Origin of the sequence: Clostridioides sp. ES-W-0016-02, from assembly GCF_020641035.1 — a bacterium.
Lineage (GTDB): Bacteria > Bacillota > Clostridia > Peptostreptococcales > Peptostreptococcaceae > Clostridioides.
Genome location: NZ_CP061361.1, coordinates 3,150,819 through 3,170,155, shown reverse-complemented (window position 1 = coordinate 3,170,155; position 19,337 = coordinate 3,150,819). Strand labels below are relative to the sequence as shown.

15 protein-coding genes are annotated in these 19,337 nt (G+C 28.4%); 14 read left to right on the top strand and 1 reads right to left on the bottom strand.

What is annotated here, in order from left to right; translation table 11 throughout:
* Positions 1-421: 421 nt before the first annotated feature.
* Positions 422-1,087, bottom strand: coding sequence for a hypothetical protein (locus IC758_RS14960; protein WP_227434480.1), 666 nt, complete (start codon positions 1,085-1,087; stop codon positions 422-424).
* Positions 1,088-1,430: 343 nt separating this feature from the next.
* On the opposite strand from IC758_RS14960, the gene IC758_RS14955 reads away from it, so the two are divergent.
* From IC758_RS14955 to aspS, 14 genes are all read left to right on the top strand, one after another.
* Positions 1,431-2,861 (top strand): DUF4116 domain-containing protein, encoded by a 1,431-nt coding sequence (locus IC758_RS14955; protein ID WP_227434481.1) that lies wholly within the window; start codon positions 1,431-1,433, stop codon positions 2,859-2,861.
* A 305-nt stretch (positions 2,862-3,166) separates the two neighbouring features.
* Positions 3,167-3,775, top strand: coding sequence for an accessory gene regulator ArgB-like protein (locus tag IC758_RS14950; RefSeq protein ID WP_227434482.1), 609 nt, complete (start codon positions 3,167-3,169; stop codon positions 3,773-3,775).
* A 3-nt stretch (positions 3,776-3,778) separates the two neighbouring features.
* The gene (locus IC758_RS14945) at positions 3,779-3,925 is read left to right on the top strand and encodes a cyclic lactone autoinducer peptide (protein WP_227434483.1); all 147 of its coding nucleotides are present in this window, start codon (positions 3,779-3,781) and stop codon (positions 3,923-3,925) included.
* Positions 3,926-4,281: 356 nt separating this feature from the next.
* Positions 4,282-5,661, top strand: a complete 1,380-nt coding sequence (gene scfB / locus IC758_RS14940) for a thioether cross-link-forming SCIFF peptide maturase (RefSeq protein ID WP_227434484.1) — start codon at positions 4,282-4,284, stop codon at positions 5,659-5,661.
* A 28-nt stretch (positions 5,662-5,689) separates the two neighbouring features.
* Complete coding sequence (locus IC758_RS14935) at positions 5,690-6,184, top strand: gamma carbonic anhydrase family protein (protein WP_227434485.1); 495 nt, start codon at positions 5,690-5,692, stop codon at positions 6,182-6,184.
* A 301-nt stretch (positions 6,185-6,485) separates the two neighbouring features.
* On the top strand, positions 6,486-8,150 hold the full coding sequence (locus tag IC758_RS14930) for an ABC1 kinase family protein (RefSeq protein WP_227434486.1): 1,665 nt from the start codon (positions 6,486-6,488) through the stop codon (positions 8,148-8,150).
* A 12-nt stretch (positions 8,151-8,162) separates the two neighbouring features.
* Positions 8,163-10,613: a single-stranded-DNA-specific exonuclease RecJ gene (recJ, locus tag IC758_RS14925; RefSeq protein ID WP_227434487.1), complete on the top strand. Its 2,451-nt coding sequence runs from the start codon at positions 8,163-8,165 to the stop codon at positions 10,611-10,613.
* A gap of 12 nt (positions 10,614-10,625) precedes the next feature.
* Positions 10,626-11,138 (top strand): adenine phosphoribosyltransferase, encoded by a 513-nt coding sequence (locus tag IC758_RS14920; protein WP_227434488.1) that lies wholly within the window; start codon positions 10,626-10,628, stop codon positions 11,136-11,138.
* A 73-nt stretch (positions 11,139-11,211) separates the two neighbouring features.
* Positions 11,212-13,419: a RelA/SpoT family protein gene (locus IC758_RS14915; protein WP_227434489.1), complete on the top strand. Its 2,208-nt coding sequence runs from the start codon at positions 11,212-11,214 to the stop codon at positions 13,417-13,419.
* 24 nt (positions 13,420-13,443) lie between these two features.
* On the top strand, positions 13,444-13,893 hold the full coding sequence (gene dtd / locus IC758_RS14910) for a D-aminoacyl-tRNA deacylase (RefSeq protein ID WP_227434490.1): 450 nt from the start codon (positions 13,444-13,446) through the stop codon (positions 13,891-13,893).
* Positions 13,894-13,907: 14 nt separating this feature from the next.
* On the top strand, positions 13,908-14,522 hold the full coding sequence (locus tag IC758_RS14905) for an MBL fold metallo-hydrolase (RefSeq protein ID WP_227434491.1): 615 nt from the start codon (positions 13,908-13,910) through the stop codon (positions 14,520-14,522).
* 92 nt (positions 14,523-14,614) lie between these two features.
* Positions 14,615-16,174 carry a coproporphyrinogen III oxidase gene (locus tag IC758_RS14900; RefSeq protein ID WP_227434492.1) on the top strand — a complete coding sequence of 520 codons (1,560 nt, stop codon included), beginning with the start codon at positions 14,615-14,617 and terminating at the stop codon, positions 16,172-16,174.
* A complete protein-coding gene (gene hisS, locus IC758_RS14895) occupies positions 16,164-17,426 on the top strand; it encodes a histidine--tRNA ligase (protein WP_227434493.1) in 1,263 nt (420 codons plus the stop codon). Before IC758_RS14900 ends, hisS begins: the two co-directional genes overlap by 11 nt.
* A 73-nt stretch (positions 17,427-17,499) precedes the next feature.
* On the top strand, positions 17,500-19,287 hold the full coding sequence (gene aspS / locus IC758_RS14890) for an aspartate--tRNA ligase (protein ID WP_227434494.1): 1,788 nt from the start codon (positions 17,500-17,502) through the stop codon (positions 19,285-19,287).
* Positions 19,288-19,337: the final 50 nt, after the last annotated feature.

The window sequence follows — 19,337 nt, the reverse complement described above, 5'->3', positions numbered from 1 at the left end:
ATGTTAAAATTTGATATTGTATTGAAAAATAATTAAAAGTATTTAATAATAGAATTAAGGGTAAAATAAATTAAGAACTTAAGATATTGAATATGAATGTATAATTCTAATGTGATATCCAGATAAATCCTGAATTTAATTTGAGTTTTAATATATATGGTCTAAGGTTTGATTATTAAAGATTTAATTGTAAGTGTTACAGTTGATGATATTGATGTAGAGATTAAAGTTTAGAGTAGAAAGTGCACCTTAAATTTTAAAATGTAAATTTAAAAATGTAAGCTAGTACAATCTAAAAATTATAATCACTCAATAGATTCAGGGATTTATTTGTTTATTATAAATAAGTGGGAGTAGATTTTTCTACTCCCACTTTGTATATTATTATTTAATCAAAAATTATCACATTAAAATCCTAAGATTAGTTGATATTTCCTGCTTTATTAGCAAATAACTCCTTAATAACATTGTTTCTAGTAGCTAAATCTCCATTAGAATTATTTGTTTTTTTCATAATTACAGAATAACGCTTTTTATTTATAAAAAATATTAAAATCTTATCATCATCAAAGTTATATTCTTTGTATCTATCAATAGATTCATAACCTAAATTTAAGATGTTTTTATCTTTTATGCTATCTACATCCAAAACATATGATGGGTCAGCCTTTAGTAATATATTAATTAAACATTTTTCTTCACCAGCACAAAATAAATCAACCTTATTTGATATAGACTTAGATTGTTCTGAAGTTATTTTTACAGGAATAAGATTACTATTGCTATCTCTTAAAAGAGAACCATATGTGTCTTGTTGATATACTAAATTAACTTTTTTCTTAGGAACACTTACCATCTTATCCAAATGTACATAATGATGATTTTCAACAAAGCCTTCATTTAATATTTCAACAAAGTTGTCAATTTTACCTAAACAAAAAGATTCTATAGATTCTTTACAGAATTTATTTGTAAATGGTATAATGTTTACGTTTTCCTCGTCTATATTCCATGCTATAGCATAATCCAATGAATATACTTCTTCCTCTATATCTGCAAAATTATATTGTACTATGTTTCCTTTCAAAATTACTCAACCTCCATCTTATAATATATTTAATATACTTTATAAAACTTATATTATACTTAAATAATATCATAAATTAAATGAATATGATATAGTAAATGATGAAAAAATTGAAAAAAATAACTATAAATGAGTATTAAATATAAATAGTATATACTAATGGGATGAAAAATGTCCACTATTAACTTTATTACCCCGCATGTTTATAATTAAATTATTAATATAAAATAGAATCTATCGACAATGAATGGACTTTTAAAAGAACTTAATATAAAATTAATTAAATAAATACTTAAAAATGATTTACTTTAATGATAAAATCGTATTAAAGGAGGTTAATTTTATGGATATAAAAAATAAAATTAAATCTATGTTTTTGCCAGATAAAGATGACTATTTAGATGATGAAGAATTTGAGGATGATATAAAAATTAATGAGGATAATTCAGAAGAAGATAATAATGTACATTTAAATGACTTAAGCAGAGTGAAATATGACTATAGAGAATTAAAAGACATAGAAAATCAAACTGAAGAAATGTGTTTACTAGCAGTAAGGCAAGATGGTACAATAATAGAATTTGTAAAAGATAAGAATGATAGGGTGTGCATGGAGGCAGTAAAGCAGACTTATAAAGCTCTCAAATACATAACAAATCAAACCGAAGCTATATGTATAGAAGCTGTAAAACAGAATTATAGAGCCTTATATTATGTAAACGACAAGACAGAAAATATATTAATTGAAGCTATAAGAAGTGCATCAACTCATGATGTTATGGAAGTTTTTAGATTTGTTGAAGAGCAGACAGAAGAGGTATGCTTAGAATTAATAGAAAGGGCATCAAAAAATGATGTGGCAGAAATATTAAAGGATATAAAAGAACAGACTCCAACAATATGCTTAGAAGCAGTAAAAAAAGATGGAAAGTCTTTAGCTTATGTTAAGGAACAAAATAATAGTATATGTTTAGAAGCAGTAAAGGAAAACTACAGTGCATTGCCTTGTGTAGGAGAACAGACAGAAGAAATATGTATAGAAGCAGTAAAGCAAAATGATTTTGCCTTGTATTATGTAAATGAACAGACAGAAAAAATATGTATAGAAGCAGTAAGACGAAGTTATATGGCTCTTCAATATGTAAATAAGCAGACGGAAGAAATCTGTTTAGAGGCAGTAAGAAATGATGGAAGAGCACTACAATATGTAAAAGAGCAGACAGAGAATATTTGTTTAGAGGCAGTAAGACAAAATGGGAAAGTATTACAATATGTAAAGAAACAGACAGAAGAAATATGTATAGAAGCTATAAGGGGCTCATTTAAAGATTTTGAAATAAAAGAAATATTGACCTATATAAAGATACTAACAGAAAAAGTATGTTTAGAGGCAGTAAAGCAAAATGGAAATATTCTTAAATATATAGAAGAGCAAACAGAATCAATGTGTATAGAGGCGGTAAAAGAAAATTACAGTGCTATACAATATGTAAAAGAGCAAACAGAAAAGGTTTGTTTGGAAGCAGTAAATCAAAGTTTTGAGGCACTTAAATATGTAAAAGAACAAACAGAGGATATTTGTTTAAGGGCAGTAAGACAAGATTATAGAATGATAAAATATGTTAAAAATCAAACAGAAAAGATATGTTTAGAAGCAGTAAAACAGAATTATAGAGCTTTGGAATATGTAGAAAATCAAACAGAAAAAGTTTGTTTAGAGGCAGTAAAACAGAATAGAAAAGCACTTCAATATGTGAAGCAAAAACAAAGTTAAACATATATATTACGAAAATAAAAGCAAAACTAAGGTATATCATAAAAATAAATATAAAATTAAGGATTTATAATAAAAATAAAAGCACATAACTTATATGCTATAAGTTATGTGCTTTTATGCATATAAAGCTTAATAAAACTCTTTTATTATAACTTTTTTATTATATAAAAAATAACAAAATGATTATATAGGTCTTTTTTTGACCAGTTTTACAATTTCAATAACTAGTTTTGAAAAATATATTGAATTTTCTCAAAAAAGACGCTATTCTATATATGTAAAATTTTTTTCTGGAGGTTATAATGTTTAAGAGATATGCTGATAAAATGACATCTGTTTTAATTTATAACAACATGATAGATAACCATGAATCTAGGGTGTATTCTTATGGATTTGAAATATTAATTGCTTTTATAGTTAATATAACGACCATACTACTCTTAGGTTTTTTATTTGGGAAATTTACATATATATTATTTTTTTTAATATGTTACTGTCCAATAAGGCAATTTTCTGGAGGGTATCATGCAAATAACTATTTTAGATGTCTATTAACCTTTATTTTTATAATCTTATCTACAATATTTATTATAGAAAATCTAAATGTATATTTATTTAAAAATATTATTATGATTATTGCTAGTATTAGTTGGATTGGAATTTGCATCATGTGTCCAGTAGAGCATAAAAGTAATCCTATAAGTGAGATAGAAAAGTTAACTTATAAAAAAATTGCTATATCTATGTCTACAGTAGTCTTGTTAATGACAGTTTCAAGTTTTTCATCAAATGTATTTATGGATTACTTTATATATAGTGCTTTTGCAATGTTTTGGATTTGTATAATGCTAGTATTAGGTAAATTAAAATCTAAAAAGAATATAAGTAAAATGTGTACGAGGGAGAATTAAATTATGAAAAAGTTTATTGTGAAAATTATGAAGTGTGCTAGTTCATTAGCACTGAGTACTGCAATTTTGTCAGCAAATAGCACTTGTCCATGGATTATACATCAACCCAAGGTACCAAAAGAAATTAAGAATTTAAAAAAGATAAATTAAAAACAAGCAATTATTTATATGAAATAATTATAAGAAATATTATGGTTTAATAAATACAAAATAAGCAAATTATTTATATAGAATTATTATAAAAAGAACTTATTATACTTTTAATAAATATAAAATAAGTAATTAGATACAAAAATTTTATTTTATGAGTACATAATATACTTTATTTTTTAATGTATAAGTGTGCTAATTTAGGGGGATATAGTGTATCCATTGAAATGACTTACGAGTAGTAAGTCATTTTTGTATTGTATGTATTTTAAGCAAACTGTATGATATAATGAAGGGTAAAGTTTAATTAAAACAGTAAAAAACTTTAGTATAGATAGTAGTTTAGGAGGTAGGTTATGAGTATAATACATAAATTTTCTATGAATGGATATAATATCGTTTTAGATGTGAATGGAGGAGCTGTTCATGTATTAGATGATGTTGCATACGATTTATTAGATTTTTATAAAGAAAAAAGTAAAGAAGAAGTACTAGATATATTAAAATCTAAATATCAAGAAGAAAAAATAAATGAAGCATATGAAGAAATATTAAATTTAGAAAAAGAAGGTCTTTTATATACAGAAGATACATATCAATATCATCCAAGCTTTGTACATAGAGAGCCTGTAGTAAAAGCATTATGTTTAAATGTAGCACATGATTGTAATTTGAAATGTAAGTATTGCTTTGCAGCTCAAGGGGATTTTGGTGGAGAAAAAGAACTTATGAGTTTTGAAGTCGGTAAAGCAGCAATAGATTATTTGATTGCCAATTCTGGAAGTAGAAAAAACTTAGAGATAGATTTCTTTGGTGGAGAGCCTCTAATGAACTTTGAAGTTGTAAAGCAATTAGTTGAATATGGAAAAAGTATTGAAAAGGATTATAATAAAAATATAAGATTTACAATAACTACAAATGGTGTTCTGTTAAATGATGAAATTATAGATTATATAAATGAAAATATGCATAATGTAGTTTTAAGTTTAGATGGAAGAAAAGAAGTCAATGATAATATGAGACCAACTTTAAATGACAAAGGTAGTTATGATATTACATTGCCAAGATTTAAAAAACTTGTAGAAGGAAGAGCAAAAGATAAGTATTACTATATAAGAGGTACATTCACAAGAGATAACTTAGATTTTTCTAAAGATGTTATGCATTTTGCAGATTTAGGGTTTAAATTAACATCTGTAGAGCCAGTTGTTGGAGATGAAAGTAATCCATATGCACTTAGAGAGGAAGATTTACCAAAAATATTTGATGAATATGAAAAATTTGCGGTGGAGTATGCAGATAGACAGTTACAAGGAGATGGATTTAAATTTTTCCATTTTATGATAGATTTAAATCAAGGACCATGCGTAATAAAGAGAATAACTGGATGTGGTGCTGGAAATGAGTATCTTTCTGTAACACCAAGTGGAGACATATACCCATGTCATCAATTTGTTGGAAATGAAGAATTTAAAATGGCAAATATATTGGATAAAGAAATTGTACTTCCAGAAAAGTTAAAAAATACATTTAGAGAAGCTCATGTATATACTAAGGAAGAGTGTAAAAAATGTTGGAATAAGTTCTATTGTTCAGGTGGATGTCATGCAAATGCAATAAACTTCAACAATGATATATCAAAACCATATGAGTTGGGCTGTGAAATGCAAAGAAAGCGTACAGAATGTTCTATTATGATACAAGCAAAATTAATGTTAGAAGGAGCAAATAATTAAATTTATATCTTAAAGGAGTTGTTTATATATGATTAGAGAGTATTTAGAAGATAAACCTTTAATTGATGAAAGTGTCTTTGTAGCAAAATCAGCAGATATAATTGGAAATGTTAAAATCGGTAAAGATTCAAGTGTATGGTACAATGCAGTAGTTAGAGGAGATGAAGGACCAATAACTATTGGAGAAAATACTAATATACAAGACTGTTCAATAGTACATGGAGATGAAAATACTGTAATTGGGAATAATGTAACAGTAGGGCATAGGTCAATAGTTCACGGTTGCAAAATTAGTGACAATGTTTTAATTGGAATGGGTTCAATAATACTAGATAATGCTGAAATAGGAGAATACACTTTAATTGGAGCAGGTACATTAATTACATCCAATAAAAAGTTCCCACCAGGAGTTTTAATAATGGGCTCTCCCGGAAAAGTAGTTAGAGAACTTACTGAAGAAGATAAAAAATATATTGATGAGTCATATCAATGGTATTTAGAAGCAGCACAAAATCAAAAATAACAATTAAAGAGTGGTTGTTTCAAAACATGCTTAAATTTGTTTTGAGGCAACCACTAATTTATTTTATTAGGTTAGTTGGTATTTTAATTTTGAGAAAGCAGTTGTTTAGAATAGGTATGAAATGTCAAAAATAAAAATTAACTGAGTTAAAGAAATTTAATAAAATTACTAGTATATGTGATAAAATTAAATATTAAAGAGGATATAAGATATTAGAGTATCAATTAGTAAAATAATGTCGTAGACAGAGATAAATTAAGGTGTAAGTTTTTGGGTATACCTATTCTAGGAGTGAAAAAATTTGAGAATAAGTTATAGGAATTTAAAGAGATATAGAGAAATTGGATATATTTTGATAAAGTATGGTTTTAGTTTTATTGTAGAAAGATTAAATATAGAGGGCATAGCATATAAAATACCACTATTTGACCCACCAGAAGAAATAAAAAATATGACAACTGGTGAGAGAATGAAAAGAGTCTTAGAAGAACTAGGACCTACATATGTAAAAATAGGTCAAATATTGAGTACAAGAAAAGACTTGTTAGACCAAGATATAATTGATGAAATATCAAAGCTTAGAGATGATGTAGAAAAATTTGATTCAAATATAGCCATTGAAATATTTAAAGAACAAGTAGGCTTAAGCATAGAAGAAGTATTCTCAGAATTTAAAGAAGAACCAATAGCAGCAGCTTCAATTGGTCAAGTTTATGAAGGAATACTTAAAACAGGAGAAGAAGTGATTGTAAAAATTCAAAGGCCAAATATAGAGAAGATAATAAAATCTGACTTGGAGATTCTTAGAACTATTGCACATACATTAAAAGACTTAAAAAAAGATTTTAATTTAGATTTAGAGCAAATGATAGAAGAATTTCAAACTCAATTAATGAGAGAACTTGACTACAATTTTGAATCTATAAATGCAACTAAATTTTCTAGGATATTTAAAAATAGTGATGAAGTATATATACCAAAAGTATATTCAGAATATAACAGTAAGAGAATTTTAGTAATGGAGAAAGTTAATGGCACAAAGTTAAGTGATGTAGAAAAAATAAGAAAATTAGGCTACAATACAAAAACTATTGTCGAAATAGGTGTTAGGTCTTTTTTTATACAGGTATTGTCACATGGTTTTTTTCATGCAGACCCACATCCAGGTAATATATTTATAGTTGGCAGAAACAAGATAGCATATATAGACTTTGGAATGATTGGAATTATTGATAATAGAACTTTGAACCAATTAAATGAAATTGCATTAGCAGGTGTAGAAAAAAATGTTGATAAAATAATTTACTTATTAATAGAAATGGATGCATTAAATGGAGAAGCTGATGTTAAAGGTCTTAGACAGGATTTACTGTATCTAATACATTACTACTATGATATCTCTATAGAAAAGATAAATGTGACAGATATATTAAATGAATTGTTTAGATTTTTTAGACAGTATAAGATAATTATGCCTGCACAGTTTGTAACACTTGCAAAGACTATTATAACATTAGAGGGTACAAGTAGAACCTTGAATACAGATTTTTCTCTTGGCTCTATGGGAAAAGAGTTTATGAAGCATCATTATAAAAGTAAATTCAATCCTAAGAATGTAGTTTTAAATTCAAGACAAAATGTGGAAGAGATATTGCTTGATGTAAAAACTATTCCAAAACAGTTAAAAGCAATCTTAAGAAATGTAGAAAGAAATAATATAAAAATGCAAATTGAAGATGTTAAAATGACAAAATTAGAAATTTGTATAACAGAATTAACTTCTCAAATGTCATTAAGTTTAGTATTAGCATCCATCATAGTAGGTTCTTCACTTATAATTGCATCACCAAATATAGAAAATAATATATGGATAAAATTTACTGCTATAGCAGGGTTCTTTATTTCTTTTATAATAGGGCTATGCTTAGTTATAAGAAGTATTAGGTCAAAATACAAAAAAGATTAGGGGGAATTAAATTTGAAAAAATGGACACTGAAATATAAAGGGAAGATAGAGGAAAGTGAATTTAGCAAAAAACTTAATATTTCCCCGGAAATCTGCCAAATTTTAAAAAATAGAGGTATATATACTGAAAAAGATTCAGAAATATTCATGAATCCATCTTTAGACTATTTAAGAGACCCTTTATTAATGAAAGATATGCAAAAGGCTGTAGATAGAATAAAGTCAGCTATTGATAAAAAAGAAAAAATTTGGATTTATGGAGATTATGATGTTGATGGTGTATCTTCTACTTCTATTTTATGCTTATATTTTAATAGTATAGGATATCATGTGGATTACTATATTCCAAATAGACTAGAAGAAGGCTATGGTATAAATGAAGAGGCTATAAAGCTTATAAGCTCTAGGGGATGTGACTTGATTATAAGTGTTGATTGTGGAATTACATCAGTATCTGAGGTTAACCTAGCAAATAATTTGGGTATAGATGTTATAATAACAGACCATCATGAATGCCAAAATGAAATTCCCTCAGCTTTTGCAGTAATAAATCCAAAGCAAGAAGATTGTAACTATCCATTTGATGCATTATGTGGATGTGGTGTAGCCTTTAAAATGATACAAGCACTTACTCCAGAAGAAGATTTTAAGACTAGTATGTATGATTATTTAGAAATAGTAACATTGGCAACTATTTGTGATATTGTTCCACTTGTGGATGAAAATAGAATAATTGTAAAAAATGGTTTAAAATTAATGAAAGAAGGCAAAAATATTGGATTAAGAGAGCTTATAAAAGTTTGTGGTGTAGAAAGTGAAAAAATAGGTTCTTCTCATATAGGCTTTGCAATTGGGCCTAGAATAAATGCATCAGGACGTTTAGGATATTCTTATTTGGGTGTTGAGTTATTTACTACTCAATCTAAAGATGAAGCTGTTGAAATAGCTAATATATTGGAAGAAAAAAATAATGAAAGACAGATGATTGAGGCTCAGATGTATCATGAAGCTGAGGAAATATTAAAGTCCAATAGTAGATATAATGAAGATAAAGTATTGGTTTTAGCTAAAGAAGGTTGGCAACATGGGATAATAGGAATTGTAGCATCTAAGTTGACTGAAAAATACTATAAACCAACGATTCTTTTAGGTGTAGAAGGTGGAGAAGCTACTGGCTCAGCAAGGTCAATAAAAGGATTTAATATATTTGAGGCTCTTGTAAAGTGCAAAGACTTAATGACTAGGTTTGGTGGACATGAGCAAGCAGCTGGATTGTCTTTAAATTCAGAAAATGTGGAAGCTTTGGCTAATGAAATAAATAAGTTTGCAGATTATAATTTGACTGAAGATGATATGATAGAAAATGTAAATGTTGAATTTGAACTACAAGAAAATGTAATAAGTTTAAATCTTGTGGAGGAATTACATAAGTTAGAACCATTTGGATTAAATAATCCTAATCCTAGATTTATAGTTAGGAACTATATTCTAAAAGACTTAAAAATCATAGGTAAAAATCAACAACATTTGAAATTAAGCATAGAAAATGAAAAGTGCTATGAATGTATAGGATTTAACATGAGTCATTTAAAATCATTATTCAAGGTAGGAGATAAAGTAGATGTATTGTTCCAACTAGATGAGAACAACTATATGGGAAATAGAAAAGTGCAGTTTCTACTTAAAGATATTAGATTAGCTCGACCTAAAAGTGCAAGTAATGACAAACTTTCGCTAAAATTAATGTCAAAAATAATACCAAAAGATTCACAAAGCTTGTATAATATATCTGAGTCTGGTTTTGAATTATTTGATGGAAATACAGATATAAATATATTTGATTATTTTGAAAAAGAGACATTGATAATATCTAATTCTATAAATGGATTCTATAGAGCAATATCAGATGTATCACTTATAGATTTGGATTTTAACATAAATTACAATATTATTGAAGATATTAACAAAAATACTGATAAATTAGAGCTTATATTTTCTCCTAATATTGATAAAATAGACTTAAAAAGATATAATAATATTATTCTTTATGATTATTTATACAATAAAGGCGAATATTCGTATATATATGAGAATAAAAGAGAAGAAAGTGAAATTATAAAATATTATAATGAAACAGACCTATTATATTTAAAGAATGTAGTTAGTAATATAGTTCCATCAAGAGATGAATTTATAACAATTTATAAACAAGCACTTATAAAAAAAGAAATTGATTTGGATATGGTAAATATAAAGGGAACTTTTAATGTAATTCCATTAAAGTTTTTTACGATATTGAATGTGTTTAGAGAATTAAATTTACTTGACTTTAATTTAAATTATGAAAAAAATTCTGTACTCATAAGAATATTGCCAAAACCACAGAAAAAATTAGACTTAAATGAGAGTTTAATACTCAATAATTTAAAAAAATTAGAAAAACAATACAATAGCAGTTATTAGGAGGCGTTTCCCATGGATTTAAAAAACTTTATAAGGAATATTGATGATTTCCCAAAGCCAGGTATAGATTTTAAAGATGTTACAACTCTATTTAAAGACGGCGAGGCATTTAAATATGCAGTAGATTCTATGGCTGAAGAATTGAAAAGCAAGGGTGTGGATTTAGTAGTAGGTCCAGAAGCAAGAGGATTTTTGATGGGTACACCTGTAGCATATGCACTAGGAGTAGGATTTGTTCCAATTAGAAAACCTGGAAAGTTACCAGGAGAAGTTGAGAGTTATGAGTATGGATTAGAGTATGGTACGGATACTTTAGAAATACATAAAGATGCAATTAAAAAAGGTCAAAAAGTGGCAATAGTAGACGATTTATTGGCTACTGGTGGAACTATGGAAGCTGCTGCTAAGCTTGTAGAAAAATTAGGTGGAGAAGTAGTTTCTATGCAATTTTTAATTGAGCTAGAATTCTTAAATGGGAGAGAAAAGTTATCTAACTATGATGTTAATTCTCTTATAAAATACTAGTACTTTTACAATAGTTGGTATAGCACCAACTATTTTCATATATATTAAAATTTTATACAAAATAGGTGGTTATATGCATGATAAAGAATTACAAGAAATAATTGAAAAGATAAAAGTTTATGCACCTAATGCAAATTTTGAAAAGGTTGAAAAAGCCTACAATCTTGCAAAAAAAGCGCATGATGGACAATATAGAAAATCTGGGGAACCATACTTTATTCATCCATTGGCAGTGGCAAATATTTTAATAGAGATGGAATTAGATATTGAAACTATAACAGCAGGTTTGCTTCACGATGTTGTAGAAGATACAGAATATACCTATGAAGACATAACAAAAGAATTTGGAAAAGAAGTAGCGGATTTAGTTGATGGAGTAACAAAACTTGGTCAGATAAAATATCGTTCAAAAGAAGAAACTCAATCTGAAAATTTAAGAAAAATGTTTCTAGCAATGGCAAAAGATATAAGGGTTATACTTATAAAGCTTGCTGATAGATTGCATAATATGAGAACGTTAAAATACATGCCTCCAGAAAAAGCAAAGTATAAAGCAAAAGAAACTTTAGAGATTTATGGAGGTATAGCCCACAGATTAGGTATATCTAAGATAAAGTGGGAATTAGAAGACAGAGCATTAAGGTTTATGGACCCAGAAGGGTACTATGAATTAGTTGATAGAGTGTCAATGAAGAGAAGTCAAAGAGAAGACTATATACAAGGGATTGTTGAGCTTCTTAAAGATAAGTTTAAAGATTTAAGTATACCATGTGATGTATATGGTAGACCGAAGCATTTTTACAGTATTTATAGAAAGATGCAGAAAAAACATAAGACTTTTGAAGAAATTTTTGATTTAACGGCTGTAAGAATACTGGTAGATAATGTAAAAGACTGTTATGCTGTACTTGGTATAGTTCATACATTATGGAGACCTATCCCAGGCAGATTTAAAGACTATATAGCAATGCCAAAGCCAAATATGTACCAATCATTACACACTACTGTTGTAGGGCCTGATGGAGAGCCTTTAGAGATACAAATAAGGACTCATGAAATGCATAATATAGCAGAAAATGGTATTGCAGCACACTGGAAATATAAAGAAGGTATTTCTGGCAAAGAAGTAAAAGTTGAAGAAAAGCTTCAGTGGTTAAGACAAATGATGGAGTGGGAAAAAGATTTAAAAGACCCACAAGAATTTATGGATGCACTTAAAGAAGATGTATTTAATAGTCAGGTTTATGTATTTACTCCACGAGGAGATGTAATTGAATTACCAGCAGAATCAACTCCTATAGATTTTGCCTATAGAGTCCATACAAATGTAGGAAATAAATGTGTTGGAGCAAAAATTGATGGAAGAATAGTACCTATTGATTATAAGCTTCAAAATGGTAACATTGTTGAAGTACTTACATCATCTAATTCTAATGGTCCAAGTAGAGACTGGCTTAACATAGTAAAAACACCAAATGCAAAAAGTAGAATTAGACAATTTTTCAAAAAAGAAAGAAGAGAAGAAAATGTTGACCGTGGGAATACCATATTAGAAAGAGAGTTTAAGAAACATGATATACCACAGAAAGACCCTCTTGTTGAAAAATACATGGCATTAGTTGCCAAGAAGTTTAATCAGCCAAGTGTTGAAGACTTAGTTGCCACTGTGGGTTATGGTGGTATAATGTCATCTCAAGTTGTATCTAAAGTAAAAGACTTGTATTTAAAAGAAATTAAAAAAGTAAAAAAAGAACAACAGATGCAAGAAGAAGATTTAAATAAACACAATATGAGCGAAACAGAATACAGCAAAAAGAGAAAGAAAAATTCATCACAAGGTATTGTAGTAAAAGGACTTGATAATATCTTAGTAAGGTTTGCTAAATGTTGTAATCCACTTCCAGGAGATGAGATTGTAGGATATATCACTAAAGGTAGAGGTGTAGCTATACACAGAGCGGATTGCCCAAATGCAAATAACAATGGAGACTTCTTCCAAAATAGATTAGTGGAAGTGTCATGGAGTTCAGCAGGTAAAGGCAAGTTTGAAGCAGAGATTCAAATAAAGGCTGTCGACAGAAGAGGAATTGTTAATGAAATAACTCATATTGTTGCAATGGATAAACTTAGCTTAAATGGAATAAATGCAAGAAAAGGAAAAGATAGTATTGTAAGTATAAATCTACTTGTAGAAGTTAATGACACTGAGGAATTGAAAATTCTAATGAAAAAATTAAAAGCAATTCCTGGTGTAGAAAGTATTTATAGAATGACAAATTAGAGTTAAAATAATAGGGAGGAAAATATGAGAGCAGTAGTACAAAGAGTATCTTCATCTAAAGTTACAGTAGATGAAAACATTATAGGTCAAGTAAATAAGGGGTTGCTAGTACTGTTGGGAGTGACTCATGATGATAAATCAAGTGATGTAGACTACATGATTGATAAAATATTAAACCTAAGAATTTTTGAAGATGAAAATGATAAGATGAATTTATCTCTAATGGACATAGGTGGAGAACTTTTAGTAGTATCTCAATTTACTTTATATGGAGACTGTAGAAAAGGAAGAAGACCTGGATTTAGTAACGCAGCTAGACCAGAACTTGCAAATGATTTGTATGAAGAATTTGTAAAAAAAGCCAAAGATAAAGGTGTAACAGTAGGTACAGGTCAATTTGCAGCTCATATGATGGTAGAATTAACTAATGATGGACCAGTAACAATACTATTAGACTCAAGTAAATCTTTTTAAGGGGGAAAACTTTAATGGTTATAAAAAAATTTGTAGACAGTTATTTTGGAGTAAACACTTATGTGTTAGGTGATGAAAAAACTAAAAAATGTGCAGTTATAGACCCAGGAGGAAGTTTAGTAGATACATTAAGCTTTGTCAAAGAAAATGGATTGAATGTTGAATATATAATTCTTACTCATGGACATGGTGACCATATAGGGTATGTTAAAGATATTAAAGATAAGACTGGTGCTAAGGTAGTTGCACATACTGATGAAAAAGAATTATTAAATGATAAAAATAAAAACTTAAGTTACACAATGAGATGTGGCGCACAAGAATTTGATGCAGATATATATGTAAATGATAAAGATAAAATGGAACTTGGTGAATTAAAAATGACTTTCTTGCATACACCAGGTCATACACAAGGATGTATGTGTATAAGAGTTGAAGATGACATGTTCACAGGAGATACTTTGTTTGCTGGAAGTATTGGTAGAACTGATTTATATAGTGGAGATTTCCACCAAATGGAGAAATCACTTAAAAAATTATGTAAATATGAAGATGCTGTTAGAGTATATCCTGGTCATGGGCCAACTAGTACTTTAGGTGTTGAAAAGAAGACAAATCCTTACATGTAATTTTATATTAATATTTAAAAATAGTATCAAATATTTAATAAATGTATCAGTGATGGGGTTCTTCTAGTGTTTAAATAGAAGGAGTTAAGTTGATGTTGGATGTTTTTTTAAAAGGACATGATTATAAGTATGAAGTAGCAGAACTTATAAAATTGTTTACTAGTGAATTTAAATTTAATGACTTTGCTGATTGTAGCAATAGTATAGAGTCAAGATATTTAATAAATAGATTGATTTGTGAAAATGATACTTTACTTTCAATTACTGAATATTATGAAGGTGGTAACTTAAAGTATGAATCAATACAAAATATCAAAGATATAAATACGGAGTTTTTAAATGGATTTTGTAATAATAATACGATTGAAGAGTTTTTAGATAGACTAGACAGTGAAAGTAAGAGAAAGATTAGAAAATTATGCAAAGAAAGTATTAAAAAAAGTATGTTTATAGTACTTAAACAAATATTTAATTCTTATGTTCCATGGGGCATTTTGACTGGTATCAGACCAGTCAAAATTGTCCACAATCTGATGGATGAAAAACTAGATGATGATAGTATAAGAACTATTCTAAAAGAGAACTATTTTATAATGGATGAGAAAATAGATTTAGCTCTTGAAATAGCTAAAAGAGAACGCTTATTTATGTATCCGATAGACAAAAATAAAATTTCTCTTTATGTAAGTATTCCATTCTGCCCAACTAGATGTGTATACTGTTCATTTCCTTCAAACTCGTTAAAGCAATTTGGCCATTTAAAAAGAGAATATGTCTATAAATTGATTGAAGAAATTAAAGGGTTTGCCAAAGTTATTGAGGATACTAATAAAGAAATTGAAACTCTATATATCGGTGGTGGAACTCCTACTACATTGGATGAGGAAGAATTGGATTTACTTATAAATGCTCTCTTTAGAGAATTGGACTTAAGCAAAATTAAAGAATTTACGGTAGAAGCAGGTAGACCAGATACTATTACCAAAGAAAAATTAAGTGTATTAAAAAAACACAATGTAAGTAGAATTAGTATAAATCCTCAAACTATGAATGATGATACTTTAGTTAAAATTGGAAGAGAACATAAAGTTTCTGATTTAGTAGAATGTTTTAATATGGCTCGAAATATGGGATTTGACAATATAAATATGGATATAATTTTAGGTCTTATAGATGAAGACTTAGACATGGTAAGAAATACATTAGAGGAAATAAAAAAGCTTTCTCCTGAAAGTCTTACAGTTCATACATTAGCTATAAAAAGAGCTTCTAACCTAAATATAAATATGGATAAGTACAAAGAACATTTAACTCAGTATGAAGAAATGATAAAAATGATAGATTTATCAATGAAATATGCCAAGGATATGGGACTTAATCCATATTATATGTACAGACAAAAACATATGCTAGGTAACTTAGAAAATATAGGTTATGCTAAAGAAGGATATGAGTGTATTTACAATATACAAATTATGGAGGAAAAACAAAGCAACTATGCCTTGGGTGCAGGTGCTATATCAAAATTTGTCTATGTAGATGAAGATAGAATTGAAAGAGTAGAAAATGTAAAGAATGTTGAACAATACATTGATAGAGTAGATGAAATGATAAAAAGGAAGAAAGAAGAGGTATATAAAAATGTTGACTAAAGCTCCTAGAGGAACTAAAGACATAACTCCAAAAGAGGCTTATAAATGGCGTTATGTAGAAAATAAATTTAGAGAAATATGTGCTTTATATGGGTATGAGGAAATGGTAACTCCTATATTTGAACATACAGAACTTTTTAAGAGAAGTGTTGGAGATACTACAGATATAGTTCAAAAAGAAATGTATTCTTTTAAAGATAAAGGGGATAGAGAAATTACTCTAAAGCCAGAAGGTACAGCTGGTGTAGTAAGAGCATTTATAGAGAATAAATTATATGCAGATACTCAACCAACAAAATTATTTTATGTTACACCTTGTTTTAGATACGAAAGACCACAAGCTGGTAGACAGAGACAATTTCATCAATTTGGTATAGAAGCACTTGGAAGTGATACTCCTTCAATGGATGCTGAAATAATAGCACTAGCTGTTCAATTTTTTAATGAAGTTGGATTAAATGATTTGGTAGTGAGTATAAATTCAGTGGGTTGTCCAGTTTGTAGAAAAGAGTACAATGCTTTATTAAAAGAATATCTTGATTCAAAAGCAGATATATTATGTGAAACTTGTAATGAGAGAAGAGAAAAAAATCCAATGAGGGTTATAGACTGTAAAAACCCTACATGTAAAGAAAATATCAAAGATATACCATTTATTGCAGACCATTTGTGTGATGATTGTAAAGTTCACTTTGATAAACTTCAAGAATACTTAAAGGAAATGAATATAAACTTTGTAATTGATAAAACAATAGTTAGAGGGTTAGATTACTATAGAAAAACTGCTTTTGAAATTATATCTAATGATATAGGTGCTCAAAGTACTGTATGTGGTGGAGGCAGATATGATGGTCTTGTTGAACAACTAGGTGGTCCAAAAGGTATAAGTGGAATTGGATTTGGACTAGGGATTGAAAGACTTTTACTTACACTTGAAGGTAATGGAATTGAAATAGAAAACCCTCAATCTACAGACATATTTATAGTAACTATAGGTGAAGAAGCAAATACAAGAAGCTTTAAATTGTTGAAAGATTTAAGACAAAATCATATAAGTGCGGATAAAGACCATATAGAAAGAAGTGTAAAAGCACAATTTAAGTATTCAGATAAAATAAATTCAAAATTTACAATAGTAATTGGTGATGACGAGCTAAAAAATGACACTGCAACATTAAAAAATATGAAAACATCAGAGCAAACTACTGTAAAATTAAGTACATTAGTTGAAGAATTAAAGCAAAAGCTGTAAAATAAGAAAGTATGATGTTTTGTGTATTAGATAAATATATAGCATTAAAATTAAATAAAATGGAGGTAGTATCTTGGAAACTTTAAAGGGTTTAAAGAGAACTCACTACTGTGGAGAGTTGAGAGAAAAAAACATAAATGAAGAAGTTGTACTTATGGGATGGGTACAGAAAAAAAGAAACTTAGGAGGACTTGTATTTGTTGATTTAAGAGATACAAGTGGATTATGCCAAATAGTTTTTGATACAGATGTAGATAAAGAAGCTTTTGAAAAAGCTGAAAAATTAGGTGCTGAGTTTGTAATAGCAGTAAAAGGAAAAGTATGCGAAAGACAGTCTAAAAACCCTAACATGCCAACTGGGGACATAGAGATATTTGCAACTGAACTTAGACTTTTAAATAAATCAGAAACTCCACCTATTTATATAAAAGATGATGATGATGTTTCAGAAGCACTAAGACTAAAATATAGATACTTAGACTTGAGAAAATCATCTATGCAAAGAAATTTAAAGTTAAGACATAAAGTAATGAATATTACAAGAAATTACTTATCAAATAATAGATTTTGTGAAATAGAAACACCATTTTTAATTGCTCCAACACCAGAAGGAGCAAGGGATTATCTTGTACCAAGTAGAGTTAATCCAGGTAAATTTTATGCATTACCACAATCACCACAATTATACAAACAATTATTAATGGTAAGTGGTATGGATAGATATTTCCAAATTGTTAAGTGTTTTAGAGATGAAGACCTAAGAGCTGATAGACAACCAGAATTTACACAAATAGACTGTGAAATGTCTTTTGTTGAACAAGAAGATGTTATGAGTATGATTGAAGGATTACTTGAAGTTATATTTAAAGAAGTTTTAAATGTAGAATTGACACTTCCACTTCCTAAAATGACTTATGCAGAAGCTATGGCTAGATATGGTTCAGACAAACCAGACACTAGATTTGGTTATGAACTAACAGATATATCTGATGTCGTTTGTAATTGTGGATTTAAGGTGTTTGCTGATGCTACACAACCAGGAAAAAGCGTTAGAGGTATAAATGTAAAAGGAAAAGCTGACGATTTTACTAGAAAACAAATATCATCATTAGAAGAACATGCTAAAACATATAGAGCAAAAGGGCTTGCTTGGATGAAAGTAGGTCAAGATGGAGTAACTTCTCCAATAGCAAAATTCTTTAGCGAAGATGAAATGAATGCTATACTTACAAGAATGAATGCAGAAGCAGGAGATTTACTTTTATTTGTAGCTGATAAAAACTCAGTAGTATTTGATGCTTTAGGACAAGTTAGACTTGAAGTGGCAAATAGACTTAATATATTAGATAAGAATGTATATAATTTATTATGGGTAACTGAATTCCCTGTTTTTGAAGAAGATGAAGAAACAGGTAAGTTTGCAGCAATGCATCACCCATTTACATCACCTATGGATGAAGATTTAGATAAACTAGAAGATGGAGATAAAGCATCTTTAAGAGCTAAAGCTTATGACATTGTATTAAATGGATATGAAATAGGTGGAGGAAGTGTTAGAATATCAAATTCAGATGTTCAATCAAGAATGTTTAAGGCACTTGGGTTTACAGAAGAAAGAGCTAATGAGAAGTTTGGTTACTTATTAGAAGCATTCAAATATGGAACTCCTCCTCATGCTGGTCTAGCTTTTGGGCTTGATAGACTTGTTATGTTGCTTGCGGGAGCTGAAAATATAAGAGAAGTTATTGCATTCCCTAAAAATCAAAATGCTGTTTGTCCTATGACAAATGCTCCTACAGTAGCAGATGATGAGCAATTGGATGAATTAAGTATAAAAGTTGATATAAAAGATAAAGAATAATATATGAATAAGAAATAATATATAAAAGACTGTCGCACTAAAAATAGGGT

Coding starts and splice junctions, on each gene's coding strand:
- IC758_RS14915 (WP_227434489.1), top strand. CDS start 11,212: ATGCATGATAAAGAATTACAAGAAATAATTGAAAAGATAAAAGTTTAT.
- IC758_RS14900 (WP_227434492.1), top strand. CDS start 14,615: ATGTTGGATGTTTTTTTAAAAGGACATGATTATAAGTATGAAGTAGCA.
- IC758_RS14905 (WP_227434491.1), top strand. CDS start 13,908: ATGGTTATAAAAAAATTTGTAGACAGTTATTTTGGAGTAAACACTTAT.
- IC758_RS14950 (WP_227434482.1), top strand. CDS start 3,167: ATGTTTAAGAGATATGCTGATAAAATGACATCTGTTTTAATTTATAAC.
- hisS (WP_227434493.1), top strand. CDS start 16,164: ATGTTGACTAAAGCTCCTAGAGGAACTAAAGACATAACTCCAAAAGAG.
- scfB (WP_227434484.1), top strand. CDS start 4,282: ATGAGTATAATACATAAATTTTCTATGAATGGATATAATATCGTTTTA.
- IC758_RS14955 (WP_227434481.1), top strand. CDS start 1,431: ATGGATATAAAAAATAAAATTAAATCTATGTTTTTGCCAGATAAAGAT.
- IC758_RS14945 (WP_227434483.1), top strand. CDS start 3,779: ATGAAAAAGTTTATTGTGAAAATTATGAAGTGTGCTAGTTCATTAGCA.
- IC758_RS14935 (WP_227434485.1), top strand. CDS start 5,690: ATGATTAGAGAGTATTTAGAAGATAAACCTTTAATTGATGAAAGTGTC.
- dtd (WP_227434490.1), top strand. CDS start 13,444: ATGAGAGCAGTAGTACAAAGAGTATCTTCATCTAAAGTTACAGTAGAT.
- IC758_RS14920 (WP_227434488.1), top strand. CDS start 10,626: ATGGATTTAAAAAACTTTATAAGGAATATTGATGATTTCCCAAAGCCA.